General features: G+C 65.7%; 25 protein-coding genes. 12 read left to right on the top strand and 13 right to left on the bottom strand.

Annotated features, from left to right (window positions below; genetic code table 11):
- Positions 1-21 precede the first annotated feature (21 nt).
- Positions 22-2,016, bottom strand: coding sequence for a DNA mismatch repair endonuclease MutL (gene mutL, locus E5S69_RS17060; protein ID WP_171515832.1), 1,995 nt, complete (start codon positions 2,014-2,016; stop codon positions 22-24).
- A gap of 166 nt (positions 2,017-2,182) precedes the next feature.
- On the opposite strand from mutL, the gene E5S69_RS17055 reads away from it, so the two are divergent.
- A complete protein-coding gene (locus E5S69_RS17055) occupies positions 2,183-2,836 on the top strand; it encodes a VTT domain-containing protein (protein ID WP_035821236.1) in 654 nt (217 codons plus the stop codon).
- A gap of 20 nt (positions 2,837-2,856) precedes the next feature.
- On the opposite strand, the gene E5S69_RS17050 is transcribed toward E5S69_RS17055, so the two are convergent.
- A complete protein-coding gene (locus tag E5S69_RS17050) occupies positions 2,857-3,705 on the bottom strand; it encodes a SirB1 family protein (RefSeq protein ID WP_171515831.1) in 849 nt (282 codons plus the stop codon).
- Positions 3,706-3,796: 91 nt separating this feature from the next.
- Complete coding sequence (murJ, locus tag E5S69_RS17045; RefSeq protein ID WP_171515830.1) at positions 3,797-5,347, bottom strand: murein biosynthesis integral membrane protein MurJ; 1,551 nt, start codon at positions 5,345-5,347, stop codon at positions 3,797-3,799.
- A 327-nt stretch (positions 5,348-5,674) separates the two neighbouring features.
- On the opposite strand from murJ, the gene rpsT reads away from it, so the two are divergent.
- Positions 5,675-5,941, top strand: coding sequence for a 30S ribosomal protein S20 (gene rpsT, locus E5S69_RS17040; protein ID WP_010815010.1), 267 nt, complete (start codon positions 5,675-5,677; stop codon positions 5,939-5,941).
- Between the two features lie 105 nt (positions 5,942-6,046).
- On the opposite strand, the gene E5S69_RS17035 is transcribed toward rpsT, so the two are convergent.
- The gene (locus E5S69_RS17035; protein ID WP_012353767.1) at positions 6,047-6,346 is read right to left on the bottom strand and encodes a DUF3579 domain-containing protein; all 300 of its coding nucleotides are present in this window, start codon (positions 6,344-6,346) and stop codon (positions 6,047-6,049) included.
- A gap of 440 nt (positions 6,347-6,786) precedes the next feature.
- On the opposite strand from E5S69_RS17035, the gene argF reads away from it, so the two are divergent.
- Entirely contained in the window at positions 6,787-7,710 is a 924-nt protein-coding gene (argF, locus tag E5S69_RS17030) for an ornithine carbamoyltransferase (RefSeq protein WP_171515829.1), read from the top strand.
- Positions 7,711-7,789: 79 nt separating this feature from the next.
- Entirely contained in the window at positions 7,790-8,101 is a 312-nt protein-coding gene (locus E5S69_RS17025; RefSeq protein ID WP_171515828.1) for a pyrimidine/purine nucleoside phosphorylase, read from the top strand.
- 37 nt (positions 8,102-8,138) lie between these two features.
- On the opposite strand, the gene murB is transcribed toward E5S69_RS17025, so the two are convergent.
- Positions 8,139-9,158: a UDP-N-acetylmuramate dehydrogenase gene (gene murB, locus E5S69_RS17020; RefSeq protein WP_171515827.1), complete on the bottom strand. Its 1,020-nt coding sequence runs from the start codon at positions 9,156-9,158 to the stop codon at positions 8,139-8,141.
- A 125-nt stretch (positions 9,159-9,283) separates the two neighbouring features.
- On the opposite strand from murB, the gene E5S69_RS17015 reads away from it, so the two are divergent.
- Positions 9,284-9,769, top strand: coding sequence for a YajQ family cyclic di-GMP-binding protein (locus tag E5S69_RS17015; RefSeq protein WP_171515826.1), 486 nt, complete (start codon positions 9,284-9,286; stop codon positions 9,767-9,769).
- Between the two features lie 44 nt (positions 9,770-9,813).
- Here the strand turns inward: E5S69_RS17015 and E5S69_RS17010 are convergent, their stop codons facing one another.
- Positions 9,814-10,266, bottom strand: a complete 453-nt coding sequence (locus tag E5S69_RS17010) for a DUF192 domain-containing protein (protein ID WP_171515825.1) — start codon at positions 10,264-10,266, stop codon at positions 9,814-9,816.
- Here E5S69_RS17010 and E5S69_RS17005 point away from each other — a divergent pair.
- Positions 10,151-10,414, top strand: a complete 264-nt coding sequence (locus E5S69_RS17005) for a hypothetical protein (protein WP_171515666.1) — start codon at positions 10,151-10,153, stop codon at positions 10,412-10,414. The two genes, E5S69_RS17010 and E5S69_RS17005, sit on opposite strands and share 116 nt — an antisense overlap.
- A gap of 35 nt (positions 10,415-10,449) precedes the next feature.
- On the opposite strand, the gene E5S69_RS17000 is transcribed toward E5S69_RS17005, so the two are convergent.
- Together E5S69_RS17000 and E5S69_RS16995 are read right to left on the bottom strand one after the other, a co-directional pair.
- Positions 10,450-10,650, bottom strand: coding sequence for a hypothetical protein (locus E5S69_RS17000; RefSeq protein WP_171515824.1), 201 nt, complete (start codon positions 10,648-10,650; stop codon positions 10,450-10,452).
- Between the two features lie 106 nt (positions 10,651-10,756).
- On the bottom strand, positions 10,757-11,416 hold the full coding sequence (locus E5S69_RS16995; protein WP_171515823.1) for a pseudouridine synthase: 660 nt from the start codon (positions 11,414-11,416) through the stop codon (positions 10,757-10,759).
- A gap of 266 nt (positions 11,417-11,682) precedes the next feature.
- On the opposite strand from E5S69_RS16995, the gene icd reads away from it, so the two are divergent.
- Positions 11,683-12,933, top strand: coding sequence for an NADP-dependent isocitrate dehydrogenase (gene icd, locus E5S69_RS16990; RefSeq protein ID WP_171515822.1), 1,251 nt, complete (start codon positions 11,683-11,685; stop codon positions 12,931-12,933).
- Positions 12,934-13,074: 141 nt separating this feature from the next.
- Positions 13,075-13,536, top strand: coding sequence for a VOC family protein (locus E5S69_RS16985; protein ID WP_171515821.1), 462 nt, complete (start codon positions 13,075-13,077; stop codon positions 13,534-13,536).
- A 231-nt stretch (positions 13,537-13,767) separates the two neighbouring features.
- On the opposite strand, the gene E5S69_RS16980 is transcribed toward E5S69_RS16985, so the two are convergent.
- On the bottom strand, positions 13,768-13,974 hold the full coding sequence (locus E5S69_RS16980; protein ID WP_012353757.1) for a cold-shock protein: 207 nt from the start codon (positions 13,972-13,974) through the stop codon (positions 13,768-13,770).
- 511 nt (positions 13,975-14,485) lie between these two features.
- Between E5S69_RS16980 and clpS the strand changes: the two genes are divergently transcribed.
- The 4 genes from clpS (at position 14,486) to E5S69_RS16960 (ending at position 19,123) form a co-directional block, all read left to right on the top strand.
- Complete coding sequence (clpS, locus tag E5S69_RS16975; protein WP_010814998.1) at positions 14,486-14,812, top strand: ATP-dependent Clp protease adapter ClpS; 327 nt, start codon at positions 14,486-14,488, stop codon at positions 14,810-14,812.
- Positions 14,809-17,103, top strand: a complete 2,295-nt coding sequence (gene clpA / locus E5S69_RS16970) for an ATP-dependent Clp protease ATP-binding subunit ClpA (RefSeq protein ID WP_171515820.1) — start codon at positions 14,809-14,811, stop codon at positions 17,101-17,103. Before clpS ends, clpA begins: the two co-directional genes overlap by 4 nt.
- A gap of 119 nt (positions 17,104-17,222) precedes the next feature.
- A complete protein-coding gene (locus E5S69_RS16965; protein WP_171515819.1) occupies positions 17,223-18,230 on the top strand; it encodes a tripartite tricarboxylate transporter substrate binding protein in 1,008 nt (335 codons plus the stop codon).
- Positions 18,231-18,274: 44 nt separating this feature from the next.
- On the top strand, positions 18,275-19,123 hold the full coding sequence (locus tag E5S69_RS16960; RefSeq protein WP_171515818.1) for a VOC family protein: 849 nt from the start codon (positions 18,275-18,277) through the stop codon (positions 19,121-19,123).
- 56 nt (positions 19,124-19,179) lie between these two features.
- Here the strand turns inward: E5S69_RS16960 and dut are convergent, their stop codons facing one another.
- Genes dut through ileS form a run of 4 tightly spaced genes read right to left on the bottom strand, consistent with a single transcriptional unit; the run spans position 19,180 to position 24,384 of the window.
- A complete protein-coding gene (dut, locus tag E5S69_RS16955; protein WP_171515817.1) occupies positions 19,180-19,680 on the bottom strand; it encodes a dUTP diphosphatase in 501 nt (166 codons plus the stop codon).
- A 30-nt stretch (positions 19,681-19,710) separates the two neighbouring features.
- Positions 19,711-20,913 carry a bifunctional phosphopantothenoylcysteine decarboxylase/phosphopantothenate--cysteine ligase CoaBC gene (coaBC, locus tag E5S69_RS16950; RefSeq protein WP_171515816.1) on the bottom strand — a complete coding sequence of 401 codons (1,203 nt, stop codon included), beginning with the start codon at positions 20,911-20,913 and terminating at the stop codon, positions 19,711-19,713.
- A 49-nt stretch (positions 20,914-20,962) separates the two neighbouring features.
- Positions 20,963-21,493: a signal peptidase II gene (gene lspA / locus E5S69_RS16945; RefSeq protein ID WP_171515815.1), complete on the bottom strand. Its 531-nt coding sequence runs from the start codon at positions 21,491-21,493 to the stop codon at positions 20,963-20,965.
- Entirely contained in the window at positions 21,493-24,384 is a 2,892-nt protein-coding gene (gene ileS / locus E5S69_RS16940) for an isoleucine--tRNA ligase (protein ID WP_171515814.1), read from the bottom strand. Before ileS ends, lspA begins: the two co-directional genes overlap by 1 nt.
- Positions 24,385-24,390: the final 6 nt, after the last annotated feature.

Raw genomic sequence — 24,390 nt, 5'->3', positions numbered from 1 at the left:
TGAATCCAGGAGGCGCGCGGCTTATTGCCCGCGCAGGAACAGCCGGTCGAGCTCGGCCACGCTCAGCTGCACCCAGGTGGGCCGGCCGTGGTTGCACTGGTCGGCGCGCTCGGTGTGCTCCATCTGGCGCAACAGCGCGTTCATTTCCTCGACGGTGAGCTTGCGGTTGGCGCGCACCGCGCTATGGCAGGCCAGGGTGGCGAGCAGTTCGTTGCGGCGCTCGGCCAGCACGCGCGAGCCGCCGTAGGCATGCAGGTCGCGCAGCACGTCACGCGCCAGCGCCTCGGCGTCTGCCTGCTGCAGCAGCACCGGCACCGCCCGCACCGCCAGCGTGGTCGGCGACACCGGGGCGATATCGAAGCCCAGCAGCGTCAGCGTCTCCTGGTGTTCTTCGGCGACGCCGATCTCGACCGGGCTGGCGGGCAGCGTGACGGGGATCAGCAGCGGCTGCACGGCCAGGTCGCGCGCGTCGAGTCCGGCCTTGATCTGCTCATAGAGGATGCGCTCGTGCGCCGCATGCATGTCGACCAGCACCAGTCCGCGCGCGTTCTGCGCCAGCACGTAGATGCCGTGCAATTGGGCGATGGCATAGCCGAGCGGGTGTTCGTCGGCAGCGCCGGCTTGGGGTTCGGCATCGGCAATTGCCGCAACCGGCGGCAGCCGGTCCAGCAGGCCGGGCGGATCCCCGGCGCGCGCGGCCTGGGCGTCGGCCAGCCATGCCGGCGGTTGCGCCGACGCGCCGGTCCAACCGCCGGAAGCCGTCCCCTGCGTGCCGTACGGGCGTGGCGCCGGTGCCGTGGCTTCGCGCACCATGCCCAGGTACGCCTGGCGCGGCTGGGCAATGCCCAGTTCGGTCTGCCGTGCCGCCGAATAGTTGATCCATTGGCCCGCGCCGCCGGCGGCCGGCCCGGTTGCGCCGGCTGTCGGCGCGGCGCCGGGCGGCAGCGTGATCACGCCGTCGGCATCGGTATGCAGGCTGTCGCCGTTGGCGCCGGCCTGGCGCGCCAGGCAGCGCTGCACCGCATGGTAGACAAACTGGTGCACCGCGCGAGATTCGCGGAAACGTACCTCGATCTTGGACGGGTGGACGTTGACGTCGACCATCTCCGGCGGCAGGTCCAGGCACAGCACATAGGACGGGAAGCGGTCCCCGTGCAACACGTCCTGGTAAGCGCTGCGCACCGCATGGTTGAGCAGCTTGTCGCGCACGAAACGGCCGTTGACAAAGAAGTACTGCTGGTCCGGCCGTCCGCGCGAGGCGGTGGGCAGCCCGGCAAAGCCATACAGGCTCAGGGTGTCGGCGTGCTCGTCCAGCGCCAGCCGGGCCCGGGCGAAGTCGGTGCCCAGCACCTGCGCCGTACGGGTCGCGACGTCGCCGGCATTCCAGTGCTCCAGCGGCTTGCCGTTATGGTGCACCGAGACGGTCACGTCCGGCCGTGCCAGCGCCACCCGCCGGACCATTTCCAGGCAGTGGCCCAGCTCGGTTTGTTCCGTTTTGAGGAACTTTCTGCGCGCCGGCGTGTTGAAGTAGAGGTGCTGCACGTCGACGGTGGTGCCGACGCCGCCGGAAGCCGGCTGCACCGTACCCGAATCGGCGCTGACCTGAGTCGCATGCGCATCGGCCGCGGTGCGGCTGGTCAGCGACAGCTGCGATACTGAAGCGATCGAGGCCAGGGCCTCGCCGCGGAAGCCCAGCGTCAGCACCGATTCGAGTTCGTCGAGCGATGCGATCTTGCTGGTGGCGTGCCGCATCAGCGCCACCGGCAGTTCGGCGGCAGGAATCCCGCAGCCGTTGTCGGTGATGACAATGCGCCGCACGCCGCCTTCCTCGAGCCGGATGCCAAGCTGCGTGGCGCCGGCATCGAGCGCGTTTTCCAGCAGTTCCTTGACCACCGACGCCGGCCGTTCCACCACTTCGCCCGCGGCGATCTGGCTGATGAGCTGGTCCGGCAGGGGCCGGATCGGGCGCGGTTGCTGGGTGGTGCGCAAGGCGGTGCTGGAAGGAGAGGCTGGCATCCGCCGATTATACGTGGACGTTCCCCCACGCAGACGGGTTGCCCAGGTGAGGGAAAGGCGCGGCCGCTCTTGTATGATTCAGGCCATGGCGGCGTGGCTGGGACACCGGCGCCGCATGGAAACGAAACAGTCAATACACCACACGGGGAAAGACTTGGATCTCGCTTTGCAGCTCATCGACATGCTGGTGCATGTCGACAAATACCTCGGCACGGTCATCGACCAGTACGGCCACTGGGTCTATGCCATCCTGTTCCTGATTGTTTTCGCCGAGACCGGGCTGGTGGTCCTGCCGTTCCTACCGGGCGACTCGCTGCTGTTTATCGCGGGCGCCTTCTGCGCGACCGGGGCCATGAATGAATGGGCACTGATCGGCCTGCTGCTGGTGGCGGCCATCTCCGGCAATACCGTCAACTACCTGGTGGGAAGCTGGATCGGGCCCAAGGTATTCGACCACCAGTGGCGCTTCCTGGACCAGGATGCGTTGCGCCGCACCCATGACTTCTATGAGCGGCACGGCGGCAAGACGCTGGTGATGGCGCGCTTCGTGCCGATCGTGCGCACCTTCGCGCCGTTCGTGGCCGGGGTGTCGCAAATGACCTTCGCGCGCTTCCAGATGTTCAACGTGGTCGGCGCCGTGGCCTGGGTGGTTGGCCTGGTCTTTGCCGGCTACTTCTTCGGCAACCTGCCGTTCATCCGCCAGTACCTGAACCTGATCGTGCTGGCCGGCATCGGCGCGGCCGTGGTGCCGCTGGTGCTGGGCGGCCTGTGGAAACTGGTGCGCGGCAACCGCCGCCGTCCCACGCGGGTGGAGCGCTGAGGCGGCTCAATTGAGCCGCCTCAGCTGAGGCTGCGGCTCATCATCCGCAGCGCCGGCATGCGTTCGCGGATCTGGCCGATATCGGCGGCGTCGGGGCGCGCCTGGACATAGGCTTCCAGGTCAGCCAGCGCGGGGCGGAAGCACTCCAGGTTGGCATAAGCCAGGCCGCGGTCGCGCACTTCTTCGATCGACCCCGGCAGCAGGATCACCAGCCGGTTCTGCACTGCCAGCAGCCGCTGCCAGCGCGACTCCTGCAGATAGATCGCCTTCAGGTTGCGCAGCATGCGCGCGATGATCTCGCGGTGGCTCGCCGCGCGCAGGAACAGGCCCAGCGGCACCTGGCTGGCGTCGCTGATGCCCTCGCGCTCCAGGTATGGGTCCAGCATTTCCTGCAGCTGTTCCTTCGACAGGGTCTCGCCGGTGAGCGGGTCCAGTATCACTTCCCCGGCCGGGATCGTCATCCGCAGCAGGAAATGGTTAGGGAACGACACCCCCTTGAGCGGCAGGCCGATCTGCTGGCCCAGCTCCATGTGTAGCACCGCCAGCGAGATCGGGATGCCGCGGCGCTGGCGCAGCACCACGTTCAGGTAGGAGTTGTCGGGGTCGTAGTAGTCGTTGGCGTTCGCGCCGAAGCCGAGATCGCGAAAGAAGAAATGGTTCAGCAGCCGCAGCCGCTGGATCGCGGGGGTGCCTTCGGCGATCCTGCGCTTCAGGCGCAACGCCAGCACGTCCAGCGCCGCCAGTTCGCCCTGCAGGTCCAAATCGGGGTAGGCATCCTGCGCGACGGACAGCGCGGTCTCGGTCAGCGGGATGCCGTTTTCGTCGGCCACGAGGCTGGCGAAATAATCCAGGACTTTGGTGGATGTCATGTCGGTTTCCCGGTGCAGCCGCCGGCACCGTGCGCAGCGGGGGTCACCATTGCCGGCCATTCAGCCGGCGTTGGCGCATTCCGCAGGCCCATCAGCCGGCCCGGCGCCTGAAGGCAGAGTAGCGCAGTCCCATGAGCCACAGTGTACCGAAGTAGACCACCGCTGCAAGTACCAGGCACGAAGCCAGCAGTGCGATGCGCAGCAGCGGCGTCGCGCCCAGCCCGATCCAGTCGAAGTTGCGCGCGAACCAGAGCAGCATGCCGGACAGCAGCAGGACCGATGCGCTCAGCTGCGCCAGGAACAGCCACCAGCCCGGCGCGGGACGGTACAGGCCTCGGCGGCGCAGGCCGAAGAACAGCAGCAGGGCATTGAGGGTGGCGCCCGCGCTGATCGACAGCGCCAGCCCCGCATGGCCGAGCCAGGGCACGAACGCATAGTTGCAAGCCTGCGTGATCACCAGGACCAGCAGCGCGATCTTGACCGGCGTGCGGATATCCTGGCGCGCATAGAAGCCCGGCGCCAAGATCTTGATCGAAATCAGTCCCATCAGGCCCACGCCGTACGAGACCAGCGCCTGGCGCGTCATCTCGACCGCATGGGCGTCGAACTTGCCGTAGTTGAACAGCACCGCGGTCAGCGGCGCGCCAAACACGAACAGCCCCACCGCGCAGGGCACGGCCAGCAGGAAGGTCAGGCGCAGGCCCCAGTCGAGCAGGCTCGAGTACTCGGCATGGTCGCCCGAGGCGTTGGCCTTGGACAGGCTCGGCAGCAAAATCGTCCCCAGCGCGACGCCCAGCAGCGCGGTGGGGAATTCCATCAGCCGGTCGGCATAGGTCAGGTACGACACACTGCCCGCCGCAAGCCGCGAGGCGATATTGGTATTGATGATCTGGCTGACCTGCGCCACCGACACGGCCAGCAGCGCCGGCCCCATCTGGCGCAGGATGCGGCGCACGCCCGGATCCGACCACGCCGCGCGCAGGTTGAAGCGGATGCGCGGCATTACCCCCAGGCGCCGCAGTGCCGGCACCTGGATCGCCAATTGCAGCACGCCGCCGACCAGCACCCCCCACGCCTGCGCGTAGATCGGCTGGTCCATATGGGGACCAACGAAGAGCGCCGCCACGATCAGGCACAGGTTGAGCAGCACCGGCGTGAAGGCCGGCACCGCGAACTTGCGCCACGTATTGAGGATGCCGGACGCCAGTGCCACCAGCGAGATCAGGCCGATATACGGGAACATCACCCGCGTCATGAACACCGCCGCGGCATAGGTATCGGCCTGGCCGCGGAAACCTGTGGCGACCACCGTCATCACCAGCGGGGCGCCGATCACGCCCAGCAGCGACACGCCCATCAGCACCCATGTCATCACCGTGGCGACGGCGTCGACCAGCGCCTTGGTCGGCGCGTCGCCGCGCTTGGTGTGGTACTCGCCCAGGATCGGCACGAAGGCTTGCGAGAACGCGCCTTCGCCAAAGATGCGGCGCAGCAGGTTGGGGATGCGGAAGGCCACGTTGAATGCGTCGGTCATGTCCGACGCGCCAAAGGCGCGGGCGATCAGGATCTCGCGCACCAGGCCAGTGACGCGTGAGAGCATCGTCAGGCTGCTGATGGTGGCGAGCGCTTTGAGCAGGTTCAAGATGCGGACGGGTGTGCGGGACGGTGGATCGGTGCCGAGGCACTGTGGGCCGGGAGTCGCTGAGACGCGGCCTGGCCAATAAAGTTGCCGGCGCGCCACGTGCCTCCGGCACAATGTGGCGCATATTATACGGATCGCCCCCTGAGCCCGGCCCCTGCGCCGGCAAAGTCCCTGGCGTCTTGCCTTGTGCGGCGGCATCTGTGTATAATCGCCGATTCACAAGGACAGTTGCGTTCCGGATTCGTGTGTCAGTGCATCCCGGGTCGCTCGATATGACTTAATTGTTGTGTCCCCCGCGGCACGCATCTGAATTCAGGATATTTTTACATGGCAAATTCCGCACAAGCTCGCAAGCGCGCCCGCCAGGCCGTTGCCCAGAACGCTCACAACTCCAGCCTGCGTTCGCGTCTGCGCACCGCCGTCAAGGCCGTCCGCAAGGCTATCGACGCTGGCGACAAGGCCGCTGCCGCCGAGATCTTCAAGAACTCGCAAGCCGTGATCGACAGCATCGCCGACAAGAAGATCGTGCACAAGAACAAGGCTGCGCGTCACAAGTCGCGCCTGTCGGCTGCCATCAAGTCGATGGCTGCCTGATAGCTGCCCGGGCCGCCCCAGGCGGCCCAGCACCGGCGCATGCGCCAACAAAAAAGCTCGTCATCCGACGAGCTTTTTTGCTTTTCCGGCGCCGTGCCGCCGGGCTTATTCGAGCGAGCAGGCTTCCACCAGCTGGAGGTTGTTGTCGCGGGCAAAGTTCAGCACGAAGTCCAGCGCCTTGGGTTCGATGTCGCGCAAGCGCACGTCCACCACCACGCATTTGACGTTGCCCGCAAAGATCGGCCGCACATAAGGCGAGTAGGTCAGGCGCGGATCGCCGCTGTCGCCTTCGGGGCGGAACTGCGCCATCACGCCGCACAGTCGTTCAGCCCAGTCGCTCGGGCGGAAGGTCTTGCCTTCCTTGGTAATGCCTTGGATAAAGTATTCGCGAACGTTGGGGTTCATGAGGCTGGACACTGCGGGTGAGGCGGATGACTCGACGGTAAGCCCGCTGGACCGGGCGCCCGTTTGACGCGGCCGGGACGCGATTGGTTCGCGCGGGTTCCAGCCGGAAGGCGGGGCGTCGGTGTCCTGCAGGGGCACTTTTGATGCCGGCGGCGGGCACTGGCATGGGTATGCCGGGCCCCGCGTGAATCAGCCAGTATTATATCTTATATAAGAGTTGCGCATAAGGGCGAAATCCTGTCAGGAAGCTGTCAGCGCAACCGTGCGGGAAGCCGCGGCCGGGTTGATCCGGGCTCGCCAAAGCAGAAATAATCCCTTATGATCCTTGCAGTTAAATTGCGTATGCGACGCGAAAAGGCGGCTCCGCGACGCGCTTGGGTCATGAACAGTAGGTCACAGTTCGTGATGGCGCGTCCCCACCGAGCCGCCTTCTTTGTTTTATGAGCTCAACCCCGATCAAGCATTACCTCCAGTTCAGCGACTTCACTCCCGAAGAGTACGAGTACCTGCTGGACCGCGCGCGGATCCTGAAGGCCAAGTTCAAGAACTACGAGACCTGGCACCCGCTGCACGACCGCACGCTGGCCATGATCTTCGAGAAGAATTCCACGCGTACGCGCTTGTCGTTCGAAGCCGGCATCCACCAGCTGGGCGGCCATGCGGTGTTCCTCAACACGCGTGACTCGCAGCTGGGCCGCGGCGAGCCGATCGAGGATGCGGCACAGGTGATCTCGCGCATGGTCGACATCATCATGATCCGCACCTTCGGCCAGGAGATCATCGATCGCTTCGCCGCGCATTCGCGCGTGCCGGTGATCAACGGCCTGACCAATGAATACCACCCGTGCCAGGTGCTGGCCGACGTCTTCACCTATATCGAGCAGCGCGGCAGCATCCGCGGCAAGACCGTCGCATGGATCGGCGACGCCAACAACATGGCGTACACCTGGATCCAGGCCGCCGAGCGCCTGGGCTTCACCTTCCATTTCTCGGCGCCGCCTGGCTACCAGCTGGATCCGGCCATGGTCCCGGCGTCCGCCGCCAGCCTGGTCAAGGTCTTCGACGACCCGCTGGCGGCCTGCCAGGGCGCCAGCCTGGTCACCACCGACGTGTGGACCAGCATGGGCTTCGAGGCCGAGAACGACGCCCGCAAGCGCGCCTTCAAGGACTGGATGGTCACCACCGCGATGATGGACCGCGCCGAGGCCGACGCGCTCTTCATGCATTGCCTGCCGGCGCACCGCGGCGAGGAAGTCGAGGCCGCGGTGATCGATGGCCCCAAGAGCGTGGTCTGGGACGAGGCGGAAAACCGCCTGCACGTGCAGAAGGCGCTGATGGAATACCTGCTCTGCGGCCGCTACTGAGCCAGCGCGGAGTGGACAGAGGAGGGGCCGCCACGGCCCCTCTTTTTACGTCTGATTCAAGACAGTGAAGGAGATGGAAGTGAGCCAGTTCGACAACGTATCGGTCGTCAAGAAAGCCAACCTGTATTTCGACGGCAAGTGCGTGAGCCACACCGTGCTGTTCCCGGACGGCACCCGCAAGACGCTGGGCGTGATTTTCCCGGCGGCGCTGACCTTCAACACCGGCGCGCCGGAAATCATGGAAATCAATGCCGGCAGCTGCCGCGTGCGCCTGGCCGGCGCGGAAGACTGGCAGACCTACGGCGCCGGCCAGCAGTTCAACGTGCCGGGCAACAGCAGCTTCGACATCGAGGTGCTGGAGACGCTGGACTACGTCTGCCACTTCGCGTGACAGACGCGGCCGGGCCAGCCAGGCTGGCCCGTCAGACTTACAGCACCACCGGCTCGGGCTCGATGCGCACGCCGTAGCGCGCCTGCACGGTATCGGCGATGCGGTTGGCCAGCGCCAGCAGCATCGCGCCGGTGCCCCCGCCGTGGTGCACCAGCACCAGTGCCTGCTTGCCATAGACGCCCACCGGCCCGTCGGTCAGGCCTTTGAAACCGCAGCGGTCGATCAGCCAGCCCGCCGCCAGCTTGTATGTGCCGTCCGGCTGCGCATAGCTGACCAGATCCGGATGGGCTTGCAGCAGAGCTTCGCGCTGGGTCGCGCTCACCAGCGGATTCTTGAAGAAGCTGCCGGCGTTACCCAGCTGCGCCGGATCGGGCAGCTTGCGCGAGCGGATCGCCACCACGGCGTCGCGGATCGTGGCCGCGGTCGGCGCCGCCTGGCCGTCCAGTTCCCGCGCCAGTTCGCCGTAGGACAGCACCGGTTGCCATGCCTTGGGCAGGCGCAGCGTGACCGCGGTAATGATGTAGCGCCCGGCGCCCGAGCGCTTGAACAGGCTGTCGCGATAGGCGAAGTCGCAGGCTGGCAGATCCAGCCAGACGAAGCGGCCGGCCTGCCGATCATAGGCGCGCACGCCGGCAAAGCGCTCGCGCAGTTCCACCCCATAGGCGCCGATGTTCTGAATCGGTGCCGCGCCGGCGGTGCCCGGGATCAGCGCCAGGTTTTCCAGGCCCGGCATGCCGTCGGCGATGGTGCGGTTGACCAGCGCGTTCCAGTTTTCGCCCGCACCGGCGGTGACCAGCCAGGCATCGCCGCCGTCGCTGGTGGCTTCGGCCTGGTAGCCGGGGATTTCCATCAGGAGCACCAGTGCGTCGAGGTCGCCGGTCAGCACGACATTGCTGCCGCCGCCCAGCACCACCAGCGGCAGGCCTTCGGCGCGCGGGTCAGCCAGGGCGGCGCTCAGGTCGGCCTCGCTGCGCACAGGCACCGCAAAGCGCGCGCGCGCATCGAATCCGAATGTATTGTGGCGACGCAGGGGATAGAATTCGTGGAAATCTGCCATGCAAGGGAAAGGTGACGCGGCCGCCGCTGGTGCGCAGGCAAGCCGGAACTGCGAGGTAGGCTGGATTATACGGAAGGCGCCGTGCGCGGCCGGCTTCCGGGCATACGGATCACAAGGAGAATGCAATGCCGTCGTTTGACGTAGTGTGCGAAGCGAATATGGTCGAGGTGAAGAACGCCGTCGAGCAGGCCAACAAGGAAATCTCAACGCGCTTCGATTTCAAGGGCTCGGACGCGCGGGTCGAGCACAAGGAAAACGAGTTGACCGCCTTTGCCGACGATAATTTCAAGCTGGACCAGGTCAAGGATGTGCTGATCAGCAAGATGGCCAAGCGCAACGTGGACGTGCGTTTCCTGGATTACGGCAAGATCGACAAGATCAGCGGCGACAAGGTCAAGCAGGTGATCACCATCAAGAAGGGCGTGACCGGCGATCTCTCCAAGAAGATCGTGCGCATGATCAAGGACAGCAAGATCAAGGTGCAGGCCAGCATCCAGGGCGACGCGGTGCGCGTCTCGGGCACCAAGCGCGACGACCTGCAGAACGTGATCGCCCTGCTGCGCAAGGATGTGTCCGAGGCACCGCTGGACTTCAACAACTTCCGCGACTAGTGTTGCCCGCGCCGGCTTGCCTGCCGGCGCCCTGCAGCCGCCGTTCAGCGCGGCTGCGGCAAACCCCCGATTTTCGCGCCGGCCTTGATGCCTTTCTGCGCAAACCATCCCTGGTTCATTTCCAGCGCATAGCGGATCACCGTCTTCGGGCAATGGTTGCTCTCGGTGCGCGGCGCCATGTCTTCGATATTGACGATGGTGCCGTCGTCAGCGAGGAACGCGATCGACAGCGGCAGTTCGGTATTGCGCATCCAGAAGCAATGACCCGCCTTCTGCTCGAACACAAAGAGCATGCCGGCATTGGGCGCCATCGATTTCCGATACATCAGGCCTTGCTCGCGCGCGGCGGGCGTTGCAGCCACCTCGGCCTGGATCGCATACATGCCGGCTGTCAGCGGCACCACGGGCATTGCGCCTTGTGCGTTGGCAACTGCTGCCGACAGTGCGGCAACCAGTAAGCAGCAGCTTGAGGTCAGGCTTTTCAGCGGCAAGGGCATGATGGTCTGTCAGGGATGGCACGGCGTGGGCAGCCGCAAGCATAACGCACGTTGCCCGCGCGACGGTCACGCGGGGCGAAATCAGCATGCAACCATCGGCGCGCAACAAAAAAGGCAGGCGCCGGTATGGCGGCCTGCCTTCTTCTAGTGCCGGCACAGGGCCGGCGGGGACATCCGCGCCGGTTAAGCGGCCGGGGTGGCGGCAGGAGCGGCTTCCTTCTTCTTGGTGTGCTTCTTGTGGCTGACCTTTTTCTTGGTGGTCTTCTTCGGGGCTTGCTTGGTAGCCGCGGGCGCTGCGGGGTCGGCAGCGGCAGGCGCCGCGGCCTGGGCGAAGGCGCCGGTGGCAAACAGGCCAACAACCAGGGCAGCGATCAGTTTTTTCATGGCGTATTACCTCGAAGGATAAGAACAGTCGGAAAGTTGTGACGCGTGGATGGACGTGTCCCCGATAAGAACGGTGTCGCTGCTGCCTGCGTTGACGCGACATTCGTTAAGTTTTGTAACGTAAGCGCCGCTTGATTCCGTTCGCCTGTCTGTTCTTCGAGACATAAGGGCTAAGCCCTGCCTGGCGGCCGACGGACATCATCGGCGCAAGCCCCGCTGCGGCGAGGGGCACCTCGCAGCTTTCCCCCGGCCCCAGCCCGAGGGTGCGCAGGTCCAGCGGACCGACTGCCACGCGGACCAGCCGCAGCGTCGGGAATCCGACTGCTGCTGTCATGCGGCGCACTTGGCGGTTCTTGCCCTCGCGGATCTTCAGCTCCAGCCATGCCGTCGGGATGGCGGCGCGGAAGCGCACCGGCGGGTGGCGGGGCCACAGCCAGTCCGGGGCGTCGATGGCGCGTACCGCAGCCGGCCGGGTCACGTAATCGCCCAGGTCCACGCCGGCGCGCAAGCGGGCCAGGGCGCCGGCATCGGGAACGCCTTCGACCTGCGCGAGATAGGTTTTTTCCAGCTTGTGGCGCGGGTCGGCGATGCGTGCCTGCAGCGCGCCATCGTCGGTCAGCAGCAGCAGCCCCTCGCTGTCGGCATCGAGCCGCCCGGCCGGATAGACGCCCGGCACGGACACGCACGACGACAAGGTCGGCCGCGTCGGGTGTTCCGAGAACTGGCTCATGGTGCCAAACGGCTTGTTCAGGGCAATCAGGGTCATGGGGCGCAAGTATGCCGCAGCGGGGCGCTGGTTGCCGGCTGGATCGGGGTCCGGCCCGATTGGCGGATGATGAAAAATTGCTGCATAATATAAAATTAGTCTTGTGTCTTATATAAGACTGAACACGATCAGGCGTGGCGCCGGCATGATGCAAGGCAGTATGGACGGGCATCCCGGCCCGCTACAATGCACAGCGCCATCTCCCCGAATCTCGCTGCCCGGCCACGAGCCGGCGGCAGTCCCAACCGTTCCGTACTGGAGACGTCATGTACCAACACATCAAGGTTCCGGCAGGCGAAAAGATCACGGTCAACCAGGACTTTTCGCTGAATGTCCCGGACAATCCGATCATTCCTTACATCGAAGGCGACGGTACGGGCCTCGACATTACGCCGGTGATGATCAAGGTGGTCGATGCAGCCGTGGCCAAGGCCTACGGCGGCAAGCGCAAGATTGCCTGGATGGAGATCTACGCCGGCGAAAAGTCGACCAAGGTCTACGGCCCGGACGTATGGCTGCCGGATGAAACCCTGGACGTGCTGAAGGAATACGTGGTGTCGATCAAGGGTCCGCTGACCACGCCGGTCGGCGGCGGCATTCGCTCGCTCAACGTGGCGCTGCGCCAGCAACTGGATCTCTATGTCTGCCTGCGCCCGGTACGCTACTTCAAGGGCGTGCCCTCGCCAGTGCGCGAGCCGGAAAAGACCGATATGGTGATCTTCCGCGAGAACTCGGAAGACATCTACGCCGGCATCGAATGGGCCGCGGAAAGCGAGCAGGCGAAAAAACTCATCAAGTTCCTGCAGGACGAGATGGGCGTGAAGAAGATCCGCTTCCCGGCCACCTCGGGCATCGGCGTCAAGCCGGTGTCACGCGAGGGCACCGAGCGGCTGGTGCGCAAGGCGATCCAGTACGCGATCGACAACGACAAGCCGTCGGTGACGCTGGTGCACAAGGGCAACATCATGAAGTTCACCGAAGGTGGCTTCCGCGACTGGGGCTATGAGCTGGCGCAGAAGGAATTCGGCGCCGAACTGGTCGATGGCGGCCCGTGGTGCAAGTTCAAGAACCCGAAGACCGGCAAGGACATCGTGGTCAAGGACGCCATCGCCGATGCCTTCCTGCAGCAGATCCTGCTGCGCCCGGCCGAATACTCGGTGATCGCCACGCTGAACCTGAATGGCGACTACGTTTCGGACGCGCTGGCGGCGCAGGTTGGCGGCATCGGCATCGCGCCGGGCGCCAACATGTCGGACTCGGTGGCCATGTTCGAGGCCACCCACGGCACCGCGCCGAAGTACGCCGGCAAGGATTATGTCAACCCCGGTTCGGAAATCCTGTCGGCTGAAATGATGCTGCGCCACATGGGCTGGACCGAGGCCGCCGACCTGATCATTGCTTCGATGGAGAAGTCGATCCTGTCCAAAAAGGTCACCTATGATTTCGCCCGCCTGCTGGAAGGCGCGACCCAGGTCTCATGCTCGGGCTTCGGTCAGGTGATGATCGACAATATGTAAGCGCAGACTCCCGCTGCAGCGGGCGAACTGTCAGCAGAGCCCCGGTACCGGACACCCGGCACCGGGGTTTTTTCTTGCCGGCTGCCGCGGCGTTGGCTAGAACGTCAGGGTTCGACGGGCATCCCGCCCGGGGAGACTGGCATGGACGATCCCTTCCGCCGCACCGCCTTTGGCGCGGCACTCTTCTACAAGGATCCGCTAGCGGCGCTGGACTGGCTGGAGCGGGCGTTCGGGTTCGAGCGGGTCATGGTGATCCGCGACCAGCAAGGACAGTTGGTGCATTCCGAAATGCGTTTCGGCGACAGCTACCTGATGGTCGGCAGCGAGTGGGCCGACTTTACCGCCAGCCCGGCATCGATCGGGGGCAAGAATACACAGACCGTGCATGTGCATGTGCCGGACGGACTCGACCAGCATTGCGCGCGCGCCCGGGCCGCCGGCGCCGTGATCCTGCGCGAGCCGCAGGACGAGTTCTATGGCGACCGGACCTACACTGCCCGCGACCTGGAAGGCCATGTCTGGACCTTCGGCCAAACTGTGCGCAAGGTCACCAAGGAAGAGGCCGAACAGGCCAGCGGCCTGAAAATCGACGGCTGGGCATGAACCGTCCGCGACGCGGGCGCACGATGGCCGGAAGCCTGGCCAAAAACCAGAAAGCCCGGCGCCAGGCCGGGCTTTCCATCGGGTATGCGTGCAGCTGATGCGAGCCGGTGCCCGCTGCGCCGCCTTGGCGGCCAGCGGGGCGCTGGCATCGGTTCCCGTCCCGGGGGAATCCCCCACACCCTGTTGACCGCTCCGGTGGCTCTGCGGCCGGGGATGCGGTCGCGGCGCGCTTTAGCTGGCGTCCTGGATATTGGTGGCTTGCTTGCCCTTCGGGCCCTGGACCACCTCGAACGAGACGCGCTGGCCTTCCTTCAGCGTCTTGAAGCCCGCCATCTGGATAGCCGAAAAGTGCGCAAACAGTTCTTCTTCACCCTCGTCCGGCTTGATGAACCCGAATCCCTTGGCGTCATTGAACCATTTGACGATACCGCTTGCCATATACTCCCCCAACGAAATAGCAGATTTTTCAAGCGGGGAAGCTTGCTAGCCGGACGGCACGGACTGCGGCGCCATGGCTGGCCGCGTGCTGAAATGCGGCCGGCGATGACGCGCGGCGAGGTGCTATCGTGCGGCGGCCAGTCTGAGTGCTGACTCGCCGCCGCGGGCCGTGGGCCTCCCTGCTCACGGATCACCCGCCTTGGCTGTTGCTTTGGCTCGTTGGCCTTCGGTGGGTGTGCGACCGATTTTTCTGGCAAAGCCGGACCCTGTCAAGCTGGCGGATTCCCCACTGCCAGAAGGGTGTGGCAGGAACAGGACGGCGCCCGGTGTTACCGTTGCCAGGAATTGGCGGCCGGCGGCCCGGCTTTTGGGCCGGTGCCGCGACGTGCCTTGCAAGGCCTTCCGCGGGACCATCCGCTCCCATTCACCACGGAAAACCGGTGGCCGGACTCTTGAATCCACCGCCTTTTCCCCAAATTGCAGAGTTGCGAGTAAGGGTTAGAATAAAGCCATGGCTACACGGCTTGCGAATGTCCCACAACGCGAAGCAGGCACCATCCTGGAGCGGAAAGAGCAGGCGCTGAAACCGCCTGCCATGTTCAAGGTGGTGCTGCTGAACGACGACTACACTCCGATGGAGTTTGTCGTGATGATCCTGCAGCAGTATTTCAGCAGGGACCGGGAAACGGCGACGCAGATCATGCTCACCGTGCACCGGGAAGGAAAGGGCGTCTGCGGTATCTACACCAGGGATATCGCGGCGACTAAGGTCGAGCTGGTGTCAACGCACGCGCGGCAGGCGGGGCACCCCCTGCAGTGCGTGATGGAGGAAGCATGATTGCGCAAGAATTGGAAGTGAGCCTGCATATGGCTTTTGTCGAAGCCAGGCAGGCACGCCACGAGTTCATTACCGTGGAGCATCTGCTGCTGGCATTGCTCGACAATCCCACGGCAGCTGAAGTCTTGCGCGCCTGCGCGGCCAATATTGAGGACCTGCGCACCAGCCTTAAGAACTTCATCGCGGACAACACGCCGGTGGTGCCGGGTACCGACGAGGTCGATACCCAGCCCACACTGGGTTTCCAGCGCGTGATCCAGCGCGCCATCATGCACGTCCAGTCGACTTCCAACGGCAAGAAGGAAGTCACCGGTGCCAACGTGCTGGTCGCGATTTTCGGCGAGAAGGATTCGCACGCCGTTTATTACCTGCAGCAGCAGGGCGTGACGCGCCTGGACGTGGTCAATTTCATCAGCCACGGCATCCGCAAGGACCAGTCCGAGCCCGCCAAGCATGGCGATGCGGCCGGCGAGGGCGAGGGCGGCGATGGCAAGGAAAGCCCGCTCGAGCAATACACGCAGAACCTGAACACGCTGGCCAAGGCCGGCAAGATCGATCCGCTGATCGGCCGCGAGAGCGAAGTCGAGCGCGTGGTCCAGGTGCTGTGCCGCCGGCGCAAGAACAACCCGCTGCTGGTGGGCGAAGCCGGCGTCGGCAAGACCGCCATCGCCGAGGGCCTGGCCTGGCGCATCACCAAGAACGAAGTCCCGGACATCCTGGAAAAGGCCACCGTCTACTCGCTCGACATGGGCGCGCTGCTGGCCGGCACCAAGTACCGCGGTGATTTCGAGCAGCGCCTGAAGGGCGTGTTGAAGTCGCTCAAGGACAATCCGAACGCGATCCTGTTCATCGACGAGATCCACACGCTGATCGGCGCGGGCGCCGCCTCGGGCGGGACGCTGGACGCCAGCAACCTGCTCAAGCCGGCGTTGTCGTCGGGCCAGCTCAAGTGCATCGGCGCGACCACCTTCACGGAATACCGCGGCATCTTCGAGAAGGACGCGGCGCTGTCGCGGCGCTTCCAGAAGATCGACGTGGTCGAGCCGTCGGTGGACCAGACCGTGCAGATCCTGCGCGGGCTGAAGTCGCGCTTCGAGGAGCACCACGGCGTCAAGTACGCATCGTCGGCGCTGACCGCCGCGGCCGAGCTGTCCGCGCGCTTCATCACCGACCGCCACCTGCCGGACAAGGCGATCGACGTGATCGACGAAGCCGGCGCGGCGCAGCGCATCCTGCCGAAGTCCAAGCAGAAGAAGACCATCGGCAAGGGCGAGATCGAGGACATCGTCTCGCGCATCGCGCGCATTCCGCCGCAGAGCGTCAACCAGGACGACCGCAGCAAGCTGCAGACGCTGGAACGCGACCTGAAGTCGGTGGTGTTCGGCCAGGACCCGGCAATCGAGGCGCTGGCCTCGGCGATCAAGATGTCGCGCGCGGGCCTCGGCAAGACCGACAAGCCGATCGGCTCGTTCCTGTTCTCGGGCCCCACCGGCGTGGGCAAGACCGAGGTCGCCAAGCAGCTGGCCTTCATCATGGGCATCGAGCTGCTGCGCTTCGACATGTCGGAATACATGGAACGCCACGCGGTGAGCCGCCTGATCGGCGCGCCGCCGGGATACGTCGGCTTTGACCAGGGCGGCCTGCTGACCGAGGCTGTCACCAAGAAGCCGCACTGCGTGCTGCTGCTGGATGAAATCGAGAAAGCGCATCCGGATATCTTCAATATCCTGCTGCAGGTGATGGACCATGGTTCGCTGACCGACAACAACGGCCGGCGCGCCGACTTCCGCAACGTGATCATCATCATGACCACCAATGCGGGAGCGGAGACCATGAACCGCGCCACCATCGGCTTCACCAGCTCACGCGAGCAGGGCGACGAGATGGCTGACATCAAGCGCATGTTCACGCCGGAGTTCCGCAACCGGCTGGATGCCACCATCAGCTTCCGCTCGCTCGACGAGGAAATCATCCTGCGCGTGGTCGACAAGTTCCTGATGCAGCTCGAAGAGCAACTGCACGAGAAGAAGGTGGAAGCCAGCTTCAGCGAGAAGCTGCGCAAGTTCCTGGCGCACAAGGGCTTCGATCCGCTGATGGGGGCGCGTCCGATGCAGCGTCTGATCCAGGACTTGATCCGCAAGGCGCTGGCCGACGAGCTGCTGTTCGGCCGCCTGGTCTCCGGCGGCAAGGTGGTGGTCGATCTGGACGAACAAGACCAGATCAAGCTCGATTTCTCCGAGATCGAGCCCGAACCGCCCGAGGCCCCCGAAGAACAGCGCGCAGAAGCCTGAGCGATGATCGGCCGCGTTGCCTGCAACGGGGTCGATCATCGGGCAAAATAGCAGGGCGGCCGGACGGCCGCCCTGTTTCTTTTGTCCCGGCCGCCTGAACGCCTCACCTGAAAACCCTGATGTCCTCTGCCGAACGCACGCGGCGCCGCCGCCTGCTGCTCAAGATCCTGCCGTTGGGCGCCTTGCCGGGCCCGCTGCTCCATGCCGCCGCCGCGGGTGCCGCCGATGGCGCGGCGGGCAATCGCCCGATCGCGCTGGTGCTGCCGTTCCCGCCGGGTGGCAGCGTTGACATTGTCGCGCGCCAGCTGCAGCCCGCACTGAAGGCGGCGTTGGGGCAGACCGTGGTGGTGGACAACAAGCCCGGCGCCGGCGGGCTGATCGCCTCGAGCAGCGTGGCGCGCGCCCGACCCGACGGCAATACGCTGCTGATGGCGTTCGACACGCATGCGATCAACCCGTTTGCCTACAAGCAGCTGCCCTACGACACCTTCCGCGATTTCACGCCAATCTCGCAGCTGGTGCGCTTTCCGCTGGTGATCGCGGCCAACCCGGCGCTGCCGGCGTCGAACCTGCGTGAGCTGGTGGTGCTGGCCAAGGCGAGGCACGACGGCGTGCGTTTTGCGTCGTCGGGCATTGGCAGCCTGAACCAGCTCGCGGCCGAGGCGCTGGCCACCGAGGCCGGCGTGCATATGCTGCACGTGCCCTACAAGGGCGGCGGTCCGGCTGTGCAGGCAGTGCTGTCCAATGAGGTCGATATCTTCTTCAGCAGCTACGCCGCGGTGCAGGCGCACGTGGCCGCGCGCACGATCAAGGTGCTGGGCGTGACCGGCACCAGCCGCCTGCGCCAGCTGCCGCAGGTGCCCACGGTGGCCGAGCAGGGCATCAAGGGTTTCGAGGCGTATTCGTGGATCGGCGTGTTCGGTCCGGCCGACCTGCCGGCGGCGACGGTTGCGCGCATCCATGACGCGCTGGTCGAATCGCTGCGCCAGCCGCGCGTGGTCGAGGCGCTGGCCGCGCAAGGCTTCGAAATCGTCGGCGGCAGCCCCGCCGAACTCGGCAACCTGGTGCGCCGCGAGCATGACAAATGGCAGGCGGTGGCGCGCAAGGCCAATATCCAGTTCGAATGAGCCAGTCCGGCGCCGCCGCGCGCCGTGGTACCGGGGGGATGCCAATGGCAACGCAAGCAGAAATGTTCGACCACGCCGTGGTGGTGTGCCCCGACCTCGATGCCGGGGCGCAGGCCTGGCAGCGGCTCGGCTTTACACTGACGCCGCGTGGCTACCACACGCTGGGCTCGCAGAACCACTGCATCATGCTGCAGCGGGACTACCTCGAGTTGTTGCACGTGACCGCGCCCAATCCCAGCCGGCAGTATTACTGGGACACCCAGGCGCGCGGCGGCGGCTGTGCGGCGATGTCGTGCAAGAGCGCCGATGCCTTTGCCACCGCGGCGCGGTTGCGCGCGGCCGGCTGGCATACCTCGGACCCGATCGAGTTTTCGCGCCCGGTGCGCCTGGACGATGGCAGCGAGCATCCGGCCACATTCCGCGTGACCGCGCTCGACGACGCCCCGGGCGCGCGCTACTTCGTCTGCGAACACCGCACCCCGGAGCTGCTGTGGCGACCCGAATGGACGCGCCATGCCAACGGCGCGCAGAGCATTGCAACCATGTTCCTGGTGGTGGCCCCGGCCCTGGTCGACGCCGCCGCGCGCGCCTATGCGGAATTGACCGGCGGCGAACTGACGCAGTTGAGCGAACATGTCAGCAGCCTGGCGCTGGACGATGCCACGCTGGTCCTCAGCACGCCGCAGGCGCTGGCGTCGGCTACCGGCACCGCGCATATCCGACGCGAAGGTCCGGGCTATGCGGCGATCCGGCTGCGCACCGATGACCTGGCGGCGGCGCGCGCCGGCTGGCGCGAGCAGGGTGTGCCGAGCTACGACCTGGGCCCCCGCGAGACGCTGGTGCCGGCCGATGCCGCCAGCGGCGTGGCCTTGCTGTTCGAGCAGCGGGGCTGAAATGCAAACTGGCGCCCCGCGGGGCGCCAGTGCTTGATGCCGAGGCAGACAGCCGATCAGGCGCTGGCCTTGGCGTGATGCACGCCGGTCGAGCCAAAGCCGCCCGCGCCGCGTTCGCTGTCCTGGCTGAATGCTTCAACCGTCGAGAATACCGGCCGCAGCACCGGCACGAACATCATCTGCGCAATGCGCTCGCCCGGCTGGATCACGATCGGCTCGGTGCCCGGTGCGTTGCGGTTCCAGACGCTGACCATGATCTGGCCCTGGTAGTCGGCATCGATGACACCGATGGAATTGCCCAGCACCAGGCCCTTCTTGTGGCCCAGTCCGGAGCGCGGCACGATGGTCGCGGCCATGTACGGATTGCCCATGTGCACGGCGATGCCGGCGGGCACCAGCTGCGCGGCCGTTCCCGGCGCGATCGCGACGGGCGCGTCGACGCAGGCGTGCAGGTCGATCGCGGCAGCCATCTCGCTCTGGTAGGCGGGCAAGCCCCATTCGTTCAGGCGGGCATCGAGGACCTTGATTTCGACGGTCGGGTTCAGAGGCTGGGTCATAAGCGGTATCGGGAGAATTGGTTTCAACAATCAGGGGCGCGCGGGCCCGGGCAGGCGCTGGCCGATGGCCGCCACCAACTGCCGTGCCAGCGACAGCTTGTCGGCGCGCGGCAGCCGCGTCATGCCGGCGGCGTCGAACAGCACGATCTCGTTGTCATCCAGCCCGAACGTGTGGTGGCCGATATTGCCCACCAGCAGCGGCACGCCCTTGCGCTGGCGCTTCTGCTCGCCGTACTGCTCCAGGTTCTCGCTTTCGGCGGCAAAGCCGACGCAGTAGGGCGCATTGGTGCGGGCCGCGACCGCGGCCAGGATGTCAGGGTTCTGCACGAACTGCAGTGTCGGCGTATCGGTATCGTTGGCCTTCTTCAGCTTCTGCTGCGCGACCTCGGCAGGGCGCCAGTCCGCCACCGCGGCCACGGCGACAAAGACATCCACACCGGCCAGCTGTGCCATCACCGCGTCGTGCATCTGTTGTGCACTGCGCACGTCGGTGCGCATCACGCCGCGCGGGGTTGGCAGGCCGGTAGGGCCGACCACCAGCAGTACTTCGGCCCCCGCTTCGCGCGCGGCGCGCGCGATCGAGAAGCCCATCTTGCCTGAGGACAAGTTGGTGATGCCGCGCACCGGGTCGATCGCCTCGAAGGTCGGGCCGGCGGTGATCAGCATGCGCTTGCCTTGAAGCGGCTTGGGCTGGAAGAAGGCGATGATGTCGTCGAGCAGCTCCTCGGGCTCCAGCATGCGGCCGTCGCCGACTTCGCCGCAGGCCTGGTCGCCGCTGCCGGGGCCCAGGATCACCACGCCGTCGGCGCGCAGTTGCGCGGCGTTACGCTGGGTGGCGGGGGCGGCCCACATTTGCCGGTTCATCGCCGGCGCCACCAGCAGCGGGCAGTCGCGCGCGACGCACAGCGTGCTTAGCAGGTCGTCGCACAGGCCGTTGGCCAGGCGCGCCATAAAGTCGGTCGAGGCGGGAGCGATGACGATGGCGTCGGCCTCGCGCGAGAGGTCGATATGCGCCATGTTGTTGTCGATGCGGGCATCCCACTGCGACGTGAAGACCGGCCGGCCGGACAGCGCCTGCATCGTCACCGGCGTAATGAAGTGCGTCGCCGCCTCGGTCATCGCCACCTGCACGGTGGCGCCGGCCTTGGTCAGCAGCCGGACCAGCTCGGCCGACTTGTAGCAGGCGATGCCGCCGGTCAGGCCGAGAACGATGTGCTTGCCGCGCAAATCCATGGTGAGGAACCTGGCTGGGGAGGGAAAGGAAGGGATACCGGCGCGCCGCTCAGTGCTTGCGCACCCGCCGCAGCTCATCCACGATCAGCAGCACCGCGCCGACCGTGATGGCGCAGTCGGCCACGTTGAAAGCCGGCCAATGGTAATTGCGCACATAGAAATCCAGGAAATCGATCACGTGGCCGTAAACCACGCGGTCGATCACGTTGCCCACCGCGCCGCCCAGGATCAGCGACACGGCGAAGCAGAACAGCCGCTGGCCGGTATGGCGGTACAGCAGCCAGACGATAAACGCGCCCACCACCACGCCCAGCCCGGTGAAGAACCAGCGCTGCCAGCCGCCGGCATCGGCCAGGAAGCTGAATGCCGCGCCCTTGTTGTAGACCAGCACCAGGTTGAAGAAGCCGGTCACCGGGCGCGATTCGCCGTAGCTGAAGCTGCGCACGATCACGATCTTGAAGAACTGGTCGAGCAGCACCACCAGCAGCGCAAAGGCCATCCACAGCAGCGGTGTGGTGCTGCGGGCGGCCTTGTTGTTGCGGCGCGCCGGGCGCGCCGAACGGGACGTGGTCGATGCCATCAGGCATGGCTCCTGTGTTCGCCGGCGCCGAACAGGTTGCTGTTGCAGCGGCCGCAGAGAGTGGGATGGTCGGGGTTGTGGCCGACGTCGGCGCGGTAGTGCCAGCAGCGCTCGCACTTGGCATGCGCCGACGGCGTCACCGTGACCAGCAGGTCGCCGGCCTCGGGCGCGGGCGCGACCTTGGCCGACGAGGTCAGCAGCACGAAGCGCAGGTCGTCGCCAAGGCTTTGCAGGGCGTCCAGCACCGGGCCGCCGGCCTGGATCGTCAGCTCCGCCTGCAGCGACGAGCCGATCTCGCCTTCCACGCGCACCGCTTCCAGCTGCCGGGTGACCTCGGCGCGCACCTCGCGCAGCGTATGCCATTTCTGCAGCAGGTCGTCGGCGTCGTCGACTTCCGGCACGGCGTAGTAGGTGCTGGTGAAGATAGTGTCGGTGTGCGCGGTGCCATGGGCAAAGATCTGCCACGCTTCCTCGGCGGTAAACGACAGGAATGGCGCCATCCAGTGCAGCATCGCCTGGGTGATGTGATACAGCGCGTTCTGCGCCGCGCGGCGGGCCTTGGAGTCCGGCGCGGTGGTGTACAGGCGGTCCTTCAGCACGTCGAGGTAGAAGCCGCCCAGGTCCTCGGAGCAGAAGGTCTGCAGCTTGGCCACCACCGGGTGGAATTCGTATGCGTCGTAGTGCGACAGCACTTCCTTCTGCAGCTGCGCGGTCAGCGCCACGGCGTAGCGGTCGATCTCCAGCCACTCGGCGGCCGGCAGCGCGTGCTTGCCATGGTCGTAGTCGGACAGGTTGGACAGCAGGAAGCGCAGCGTATTGCGGATGCGGCGATAGCCTTCCACCACGCGCTTGAGGATCTCGTCCGAGATCGACAGCTCGCCGGAGTAATCGGTCGACGCCACCCACAGGCGGATGATCTCCGCGCCCATCTTGTTCGAGATGTCCTGCGGCGACACGGTATTGCCGATCGACTTGGACATCTTGCGGCCTTCGCCGTCGACGGTGAAGCCGTGCGTCAGCAGCGCCTTGTAGGGCGGCTTGCCATATAGCATCGAGGCGGTCAGCAGCGACGAGTGGAACCAGCCGCGGTGCTGGTCCGAGCCTTCCAGGTACAGGTCGGCCAGGCGGCCGTCGGGCTGGTCGGCGCTCGGGTCGTACAGGTCGTCGCGGTGCGAGCCGCGGATTACGGTCCAGTGCGTGGTGCCGGAATCGAACCAGACGTCGAGCGTGTCGCGGTTCTTCTCGTACTGGCTGGCCTCGTCGCCCAGCAACTCGACCGGATCCAGCGTCTGCCAGGCTTCGATGCCGTGTTGCTCGACGCGCTTGGCGATCGCTTCCAGCAGTTCAGGCGTGCGCGGATGCAGCGCGCCGGTTTCCTTGTGCACGAAAAATGCCATCGGCACGCCCCACTGGCGCTGGCGCGACAGCGTCCAGTCCGGCCGGTTGGCGATCATGTTGTGCAGGCGCTGCTTGCCCCAGGCCGGGTAGAACTCGGTGGCGTCGATGCCGGCCAGCGCGGTCTCGCGCAGCGTGGCAACGGGCTTGCCGTTTTCTTCCGCCGGATCCACGTCCATGCCCGCGAACCACTGCGAGGTGGCGCGGTAGATGATTGGCGTCTTGTGGCGCCAGCAGTGCATGTAGCTGTGGGTGTACTTGTGCGAATTGAAAAGGTTGCCCGAGGCCTGCAGTGTCTCGACGATCTTGGGGTTGGCGTCCCAGATCGACAGTCCGCCAAACAGCGGCAGCGTGGCGGCGTAGACGCCGTTGCCCATCACCGGGCTGATGATGTCCGAATCCGGCATGCCATGCGCCTTGCACGACTGGAAGTCTTCCACGCCATAGGCCGGCGCCGAGTGCACGATGCCCGAGCCGGTGTCGGTGGTGACGTAGTCGCCCAGGTAGATGGGGGAGAGGCGGTCATAACCCGACTCCATCCTGGCCAGGGGATGGTGGAAGCGGATTTCCGACAGGGCCGCGCCGGTGGTGGTGGCCACCACCTCGCCTTGGAGGCCGTAGATCTTCAACTGCTCTTCGACGCGTTCGGTAGCCAGGATCAGGTGGCCGCGCGGGGTATCGACCAGCGCGTATTCCACCTCGGGGTGCACGTTCAGAGCCTGGTTGCTCGGGATGGTCCACGGCGTGGTGGTCCAGATCACGATCCAGCCGGGCTTGGCGTTGATCTGCTCGACCGGCACCTTGAACGCGTGTGCCAGCTTGTCGGTCTCGGCGAACGGGAAGCCCACGTCGATCGACAGGTCGACCTTGTCCTTGTATTCGACTTCGGCCTCGGCCAGCGCCGAGCCGCAGTCGAAGCACCAGTTCACCGGCTTCAGCCCGCGGAACACATAGCCCTTTTCCATGATCTTGCCGAGCGCGCGCAACTCATCCGCCTCGTTGCTGTAGTTCATGGTCAGGTACGGGTGGTCCCAGTCGCCGAGCACGCCCAGGCGCTCGAAGTCCACCCTCTGCCGCTGGATCTGCTCGGTGGCATAGGCGCGTGCCTTGGCCTGGACTTCCTGCACCGGCAGGCCCTTGCCGAACTTCTTTTCGATCTGGATCTCGATCGGCATGCCGTGGCAGTCCCAGCCCGGCACGTAGACGGCGTCCAGCCCGGTCAGGCCGCGCGCCTTGATGATCATATCCTTGAGCACCTTGTTGACGGCGTGGCCGATATGGATATCGCCGTTGGCGTAGGGGGGGCCGTCGTGCAGCACGAACTTCTTCGCGCCCTTGCGCGCCGCGCGGATCTTTTTGTAGAGCTGCTTGTCTTGCCACTGCTTGACCCATTGCGGCTCGCGCTTGGGCAGGTCGCCACGCATCGGGAAGGGCGTGTCGAGCAGGTTGACGGGATACTTGTTCTTCTCGGGCTTGGCGCGTTTGTCGTCAGACATTTCGAT

It is taken from the genome of Cupriavidus necator, from assembly GCF_013141915.1.
In the GTDB taxonomy this organism is placed as follows: domain Bacteria; phylum Pseudomonadota; class Gammaproteobacteria; order Burkholderiales; family Burkholderiaceae; genus Cupriavidus; species Cupriavidus necator_B.
Note: the sequence above shows the minus strand (reverse complement) of the source record. Positions and strands in the feature narration are given on the sequence as shown.

Bases quoted from the DNA above. Each gene is read 5' to 3' on its own strand.
- mutL (WP_171515832.1), bottom strand. From the start codon at position 2,016: ATGCCAGCCTCTCCTTCCAGCACCGCCTTGCGCACCACCCAGCAACCG.
- argF (WP_171515829.1), top strand. From the start codon at position 6,787: ATGAGCTCAACCCCGATCAAGCATTACCTCCAGTTCAGCGACTTCACT.
- E5S69_RS17010 (WP_171515825.1), bottom strand. From the start codon at position 10,266: ATGCCCTTGCCGCTGAAAAGCCTGACCTCAAGCTGCTGCTTACTGGTT.
- murB (WP_171515827.1), bottom strand. From the start codon at position 9,158: ATGGCAGATTTCCACGAATTCTATCCCCTGCGTCGCCACAATACATTC.
- dut (WP_171515817.1), bottom strand. From the start codon at position 19,680: ATGACCCAGCCTCTGAACCCGACCGTCGAAATCAAGGTCCTCGATGCC.
- clpS (WP_010814998.1), top strand. From the start codon at position 14,486: ATGGCTACACGGCTTGCGAATGTCCCACAACGCGAAGCAGGCACCATC.
- E5S69_RS16995 (WP_171515823.1), bottom strand. From the start codon at position 11,416: ATGACCCTGATTGCCCTGAACAAGCCGTTTGGCACCATGAGCCAGTTC.
- icd (WP_171515822.1), top strand. From the start codon at position 11,683: ATGTACCAACACATCAAGGTTCCGGCAGGCGAAAAGATCACGGTCAAC.
- E5S69_RS16960 (WP_171515818.1), top strand. From the start codon at position 18,275: ATGGCAACGCAAGCAGAAATGTTCGACCACGCCGTGGTGGTGTGCCCC.
- E5S69_RS16985 (WP_171515821.1), top strand. From the start codon at position 13,075: ATGGACGATCCCTTCCGCCGCACCGCCTTTGGCGCGGCACTCTTCTAC.
- E5S69_RS17035 (WP_012353767.1), bottom strand. From the start codon at position 6,346: ATGAACCCCAACGTTCGCGAATACTTTATCCAAGGCATTACCAAGGAA.
- E5S69_RS17000 (WP_171515824.1), bottom strand. From the start codon at position 10,650: ATGAAAAAACTGATCGCTGCCCTGGTTGTTGGCCTGTTTGCCACCGGC.
- clpA (WP_171515820.1), top strand. From the start codon at position 14,809: ATGATTGCGCAAGAATTGGAAGTGAGCCTGCATATGGCTTTTGTCGAA.
- ileS (WP_171515814.1), bottom strand. From the start codon at position 24,384: ATGTCTGACGACAAACGCGCCAAGCCCGAGAAGAACAAGTATCCCGTC.
- lspA (WP_171515815.1), bottom strand. From the start codon at position 21,493: ATGGCATCGACCACGTCCCGTTCGGCGCGCCCGGCGCGCCGCAACAAC.
- E5S69_RS16965 (WP_171515819.1), top strand. From the start codon at position 17,223: ATGTCCTCTGCCGAACGCACGCGGCGCCGCCGCCTGCTGCTCAAGATC.
- coaBC (WP_171515816.1), bottom strand. From the start codon at position 20,913: ATGGATTTGCGCGGCAAGCACATCGTTCTCGGCCTGACCGGCGGCATC.
- E5S69_RS17005 (WP_171515666.1), top strand. From the start codon at position 10,151: ATGCCGGCTGTCAGCGGCACCACGGGCATTGCGCCTTGTGCGTTGGCA.
- E5S69_RS16980 (WP_012353757.1), bottom strand. From the start codon at position 13,974: ATGGCAAGCGGTATCGTCAAATGGTTCAATGACGCCAAGGGATTCGGG.
- E5S69_RS17050 (WP_171515831.1), bottom strand. From the start codon at position 3,705: ATGACATCCACCAAAGTCCTGGATTATTTCGCCAGCCTCGTGGCCGAC.
- rpsT (WP_010815010.1), top strand. From the start codon at position 5,675: ATGGCAAATTCCGCACAAGCTCGCAAGCGCGCCCGCCAGGCCGTTGCC.
- E5S69_RS17015 (WP_171515826.1), top strand. From the start codon at position 9,284: ATGCCGTCGTTTGACGTAGTGTGCGAAGCGAATATGGTCGAGGTGAAG.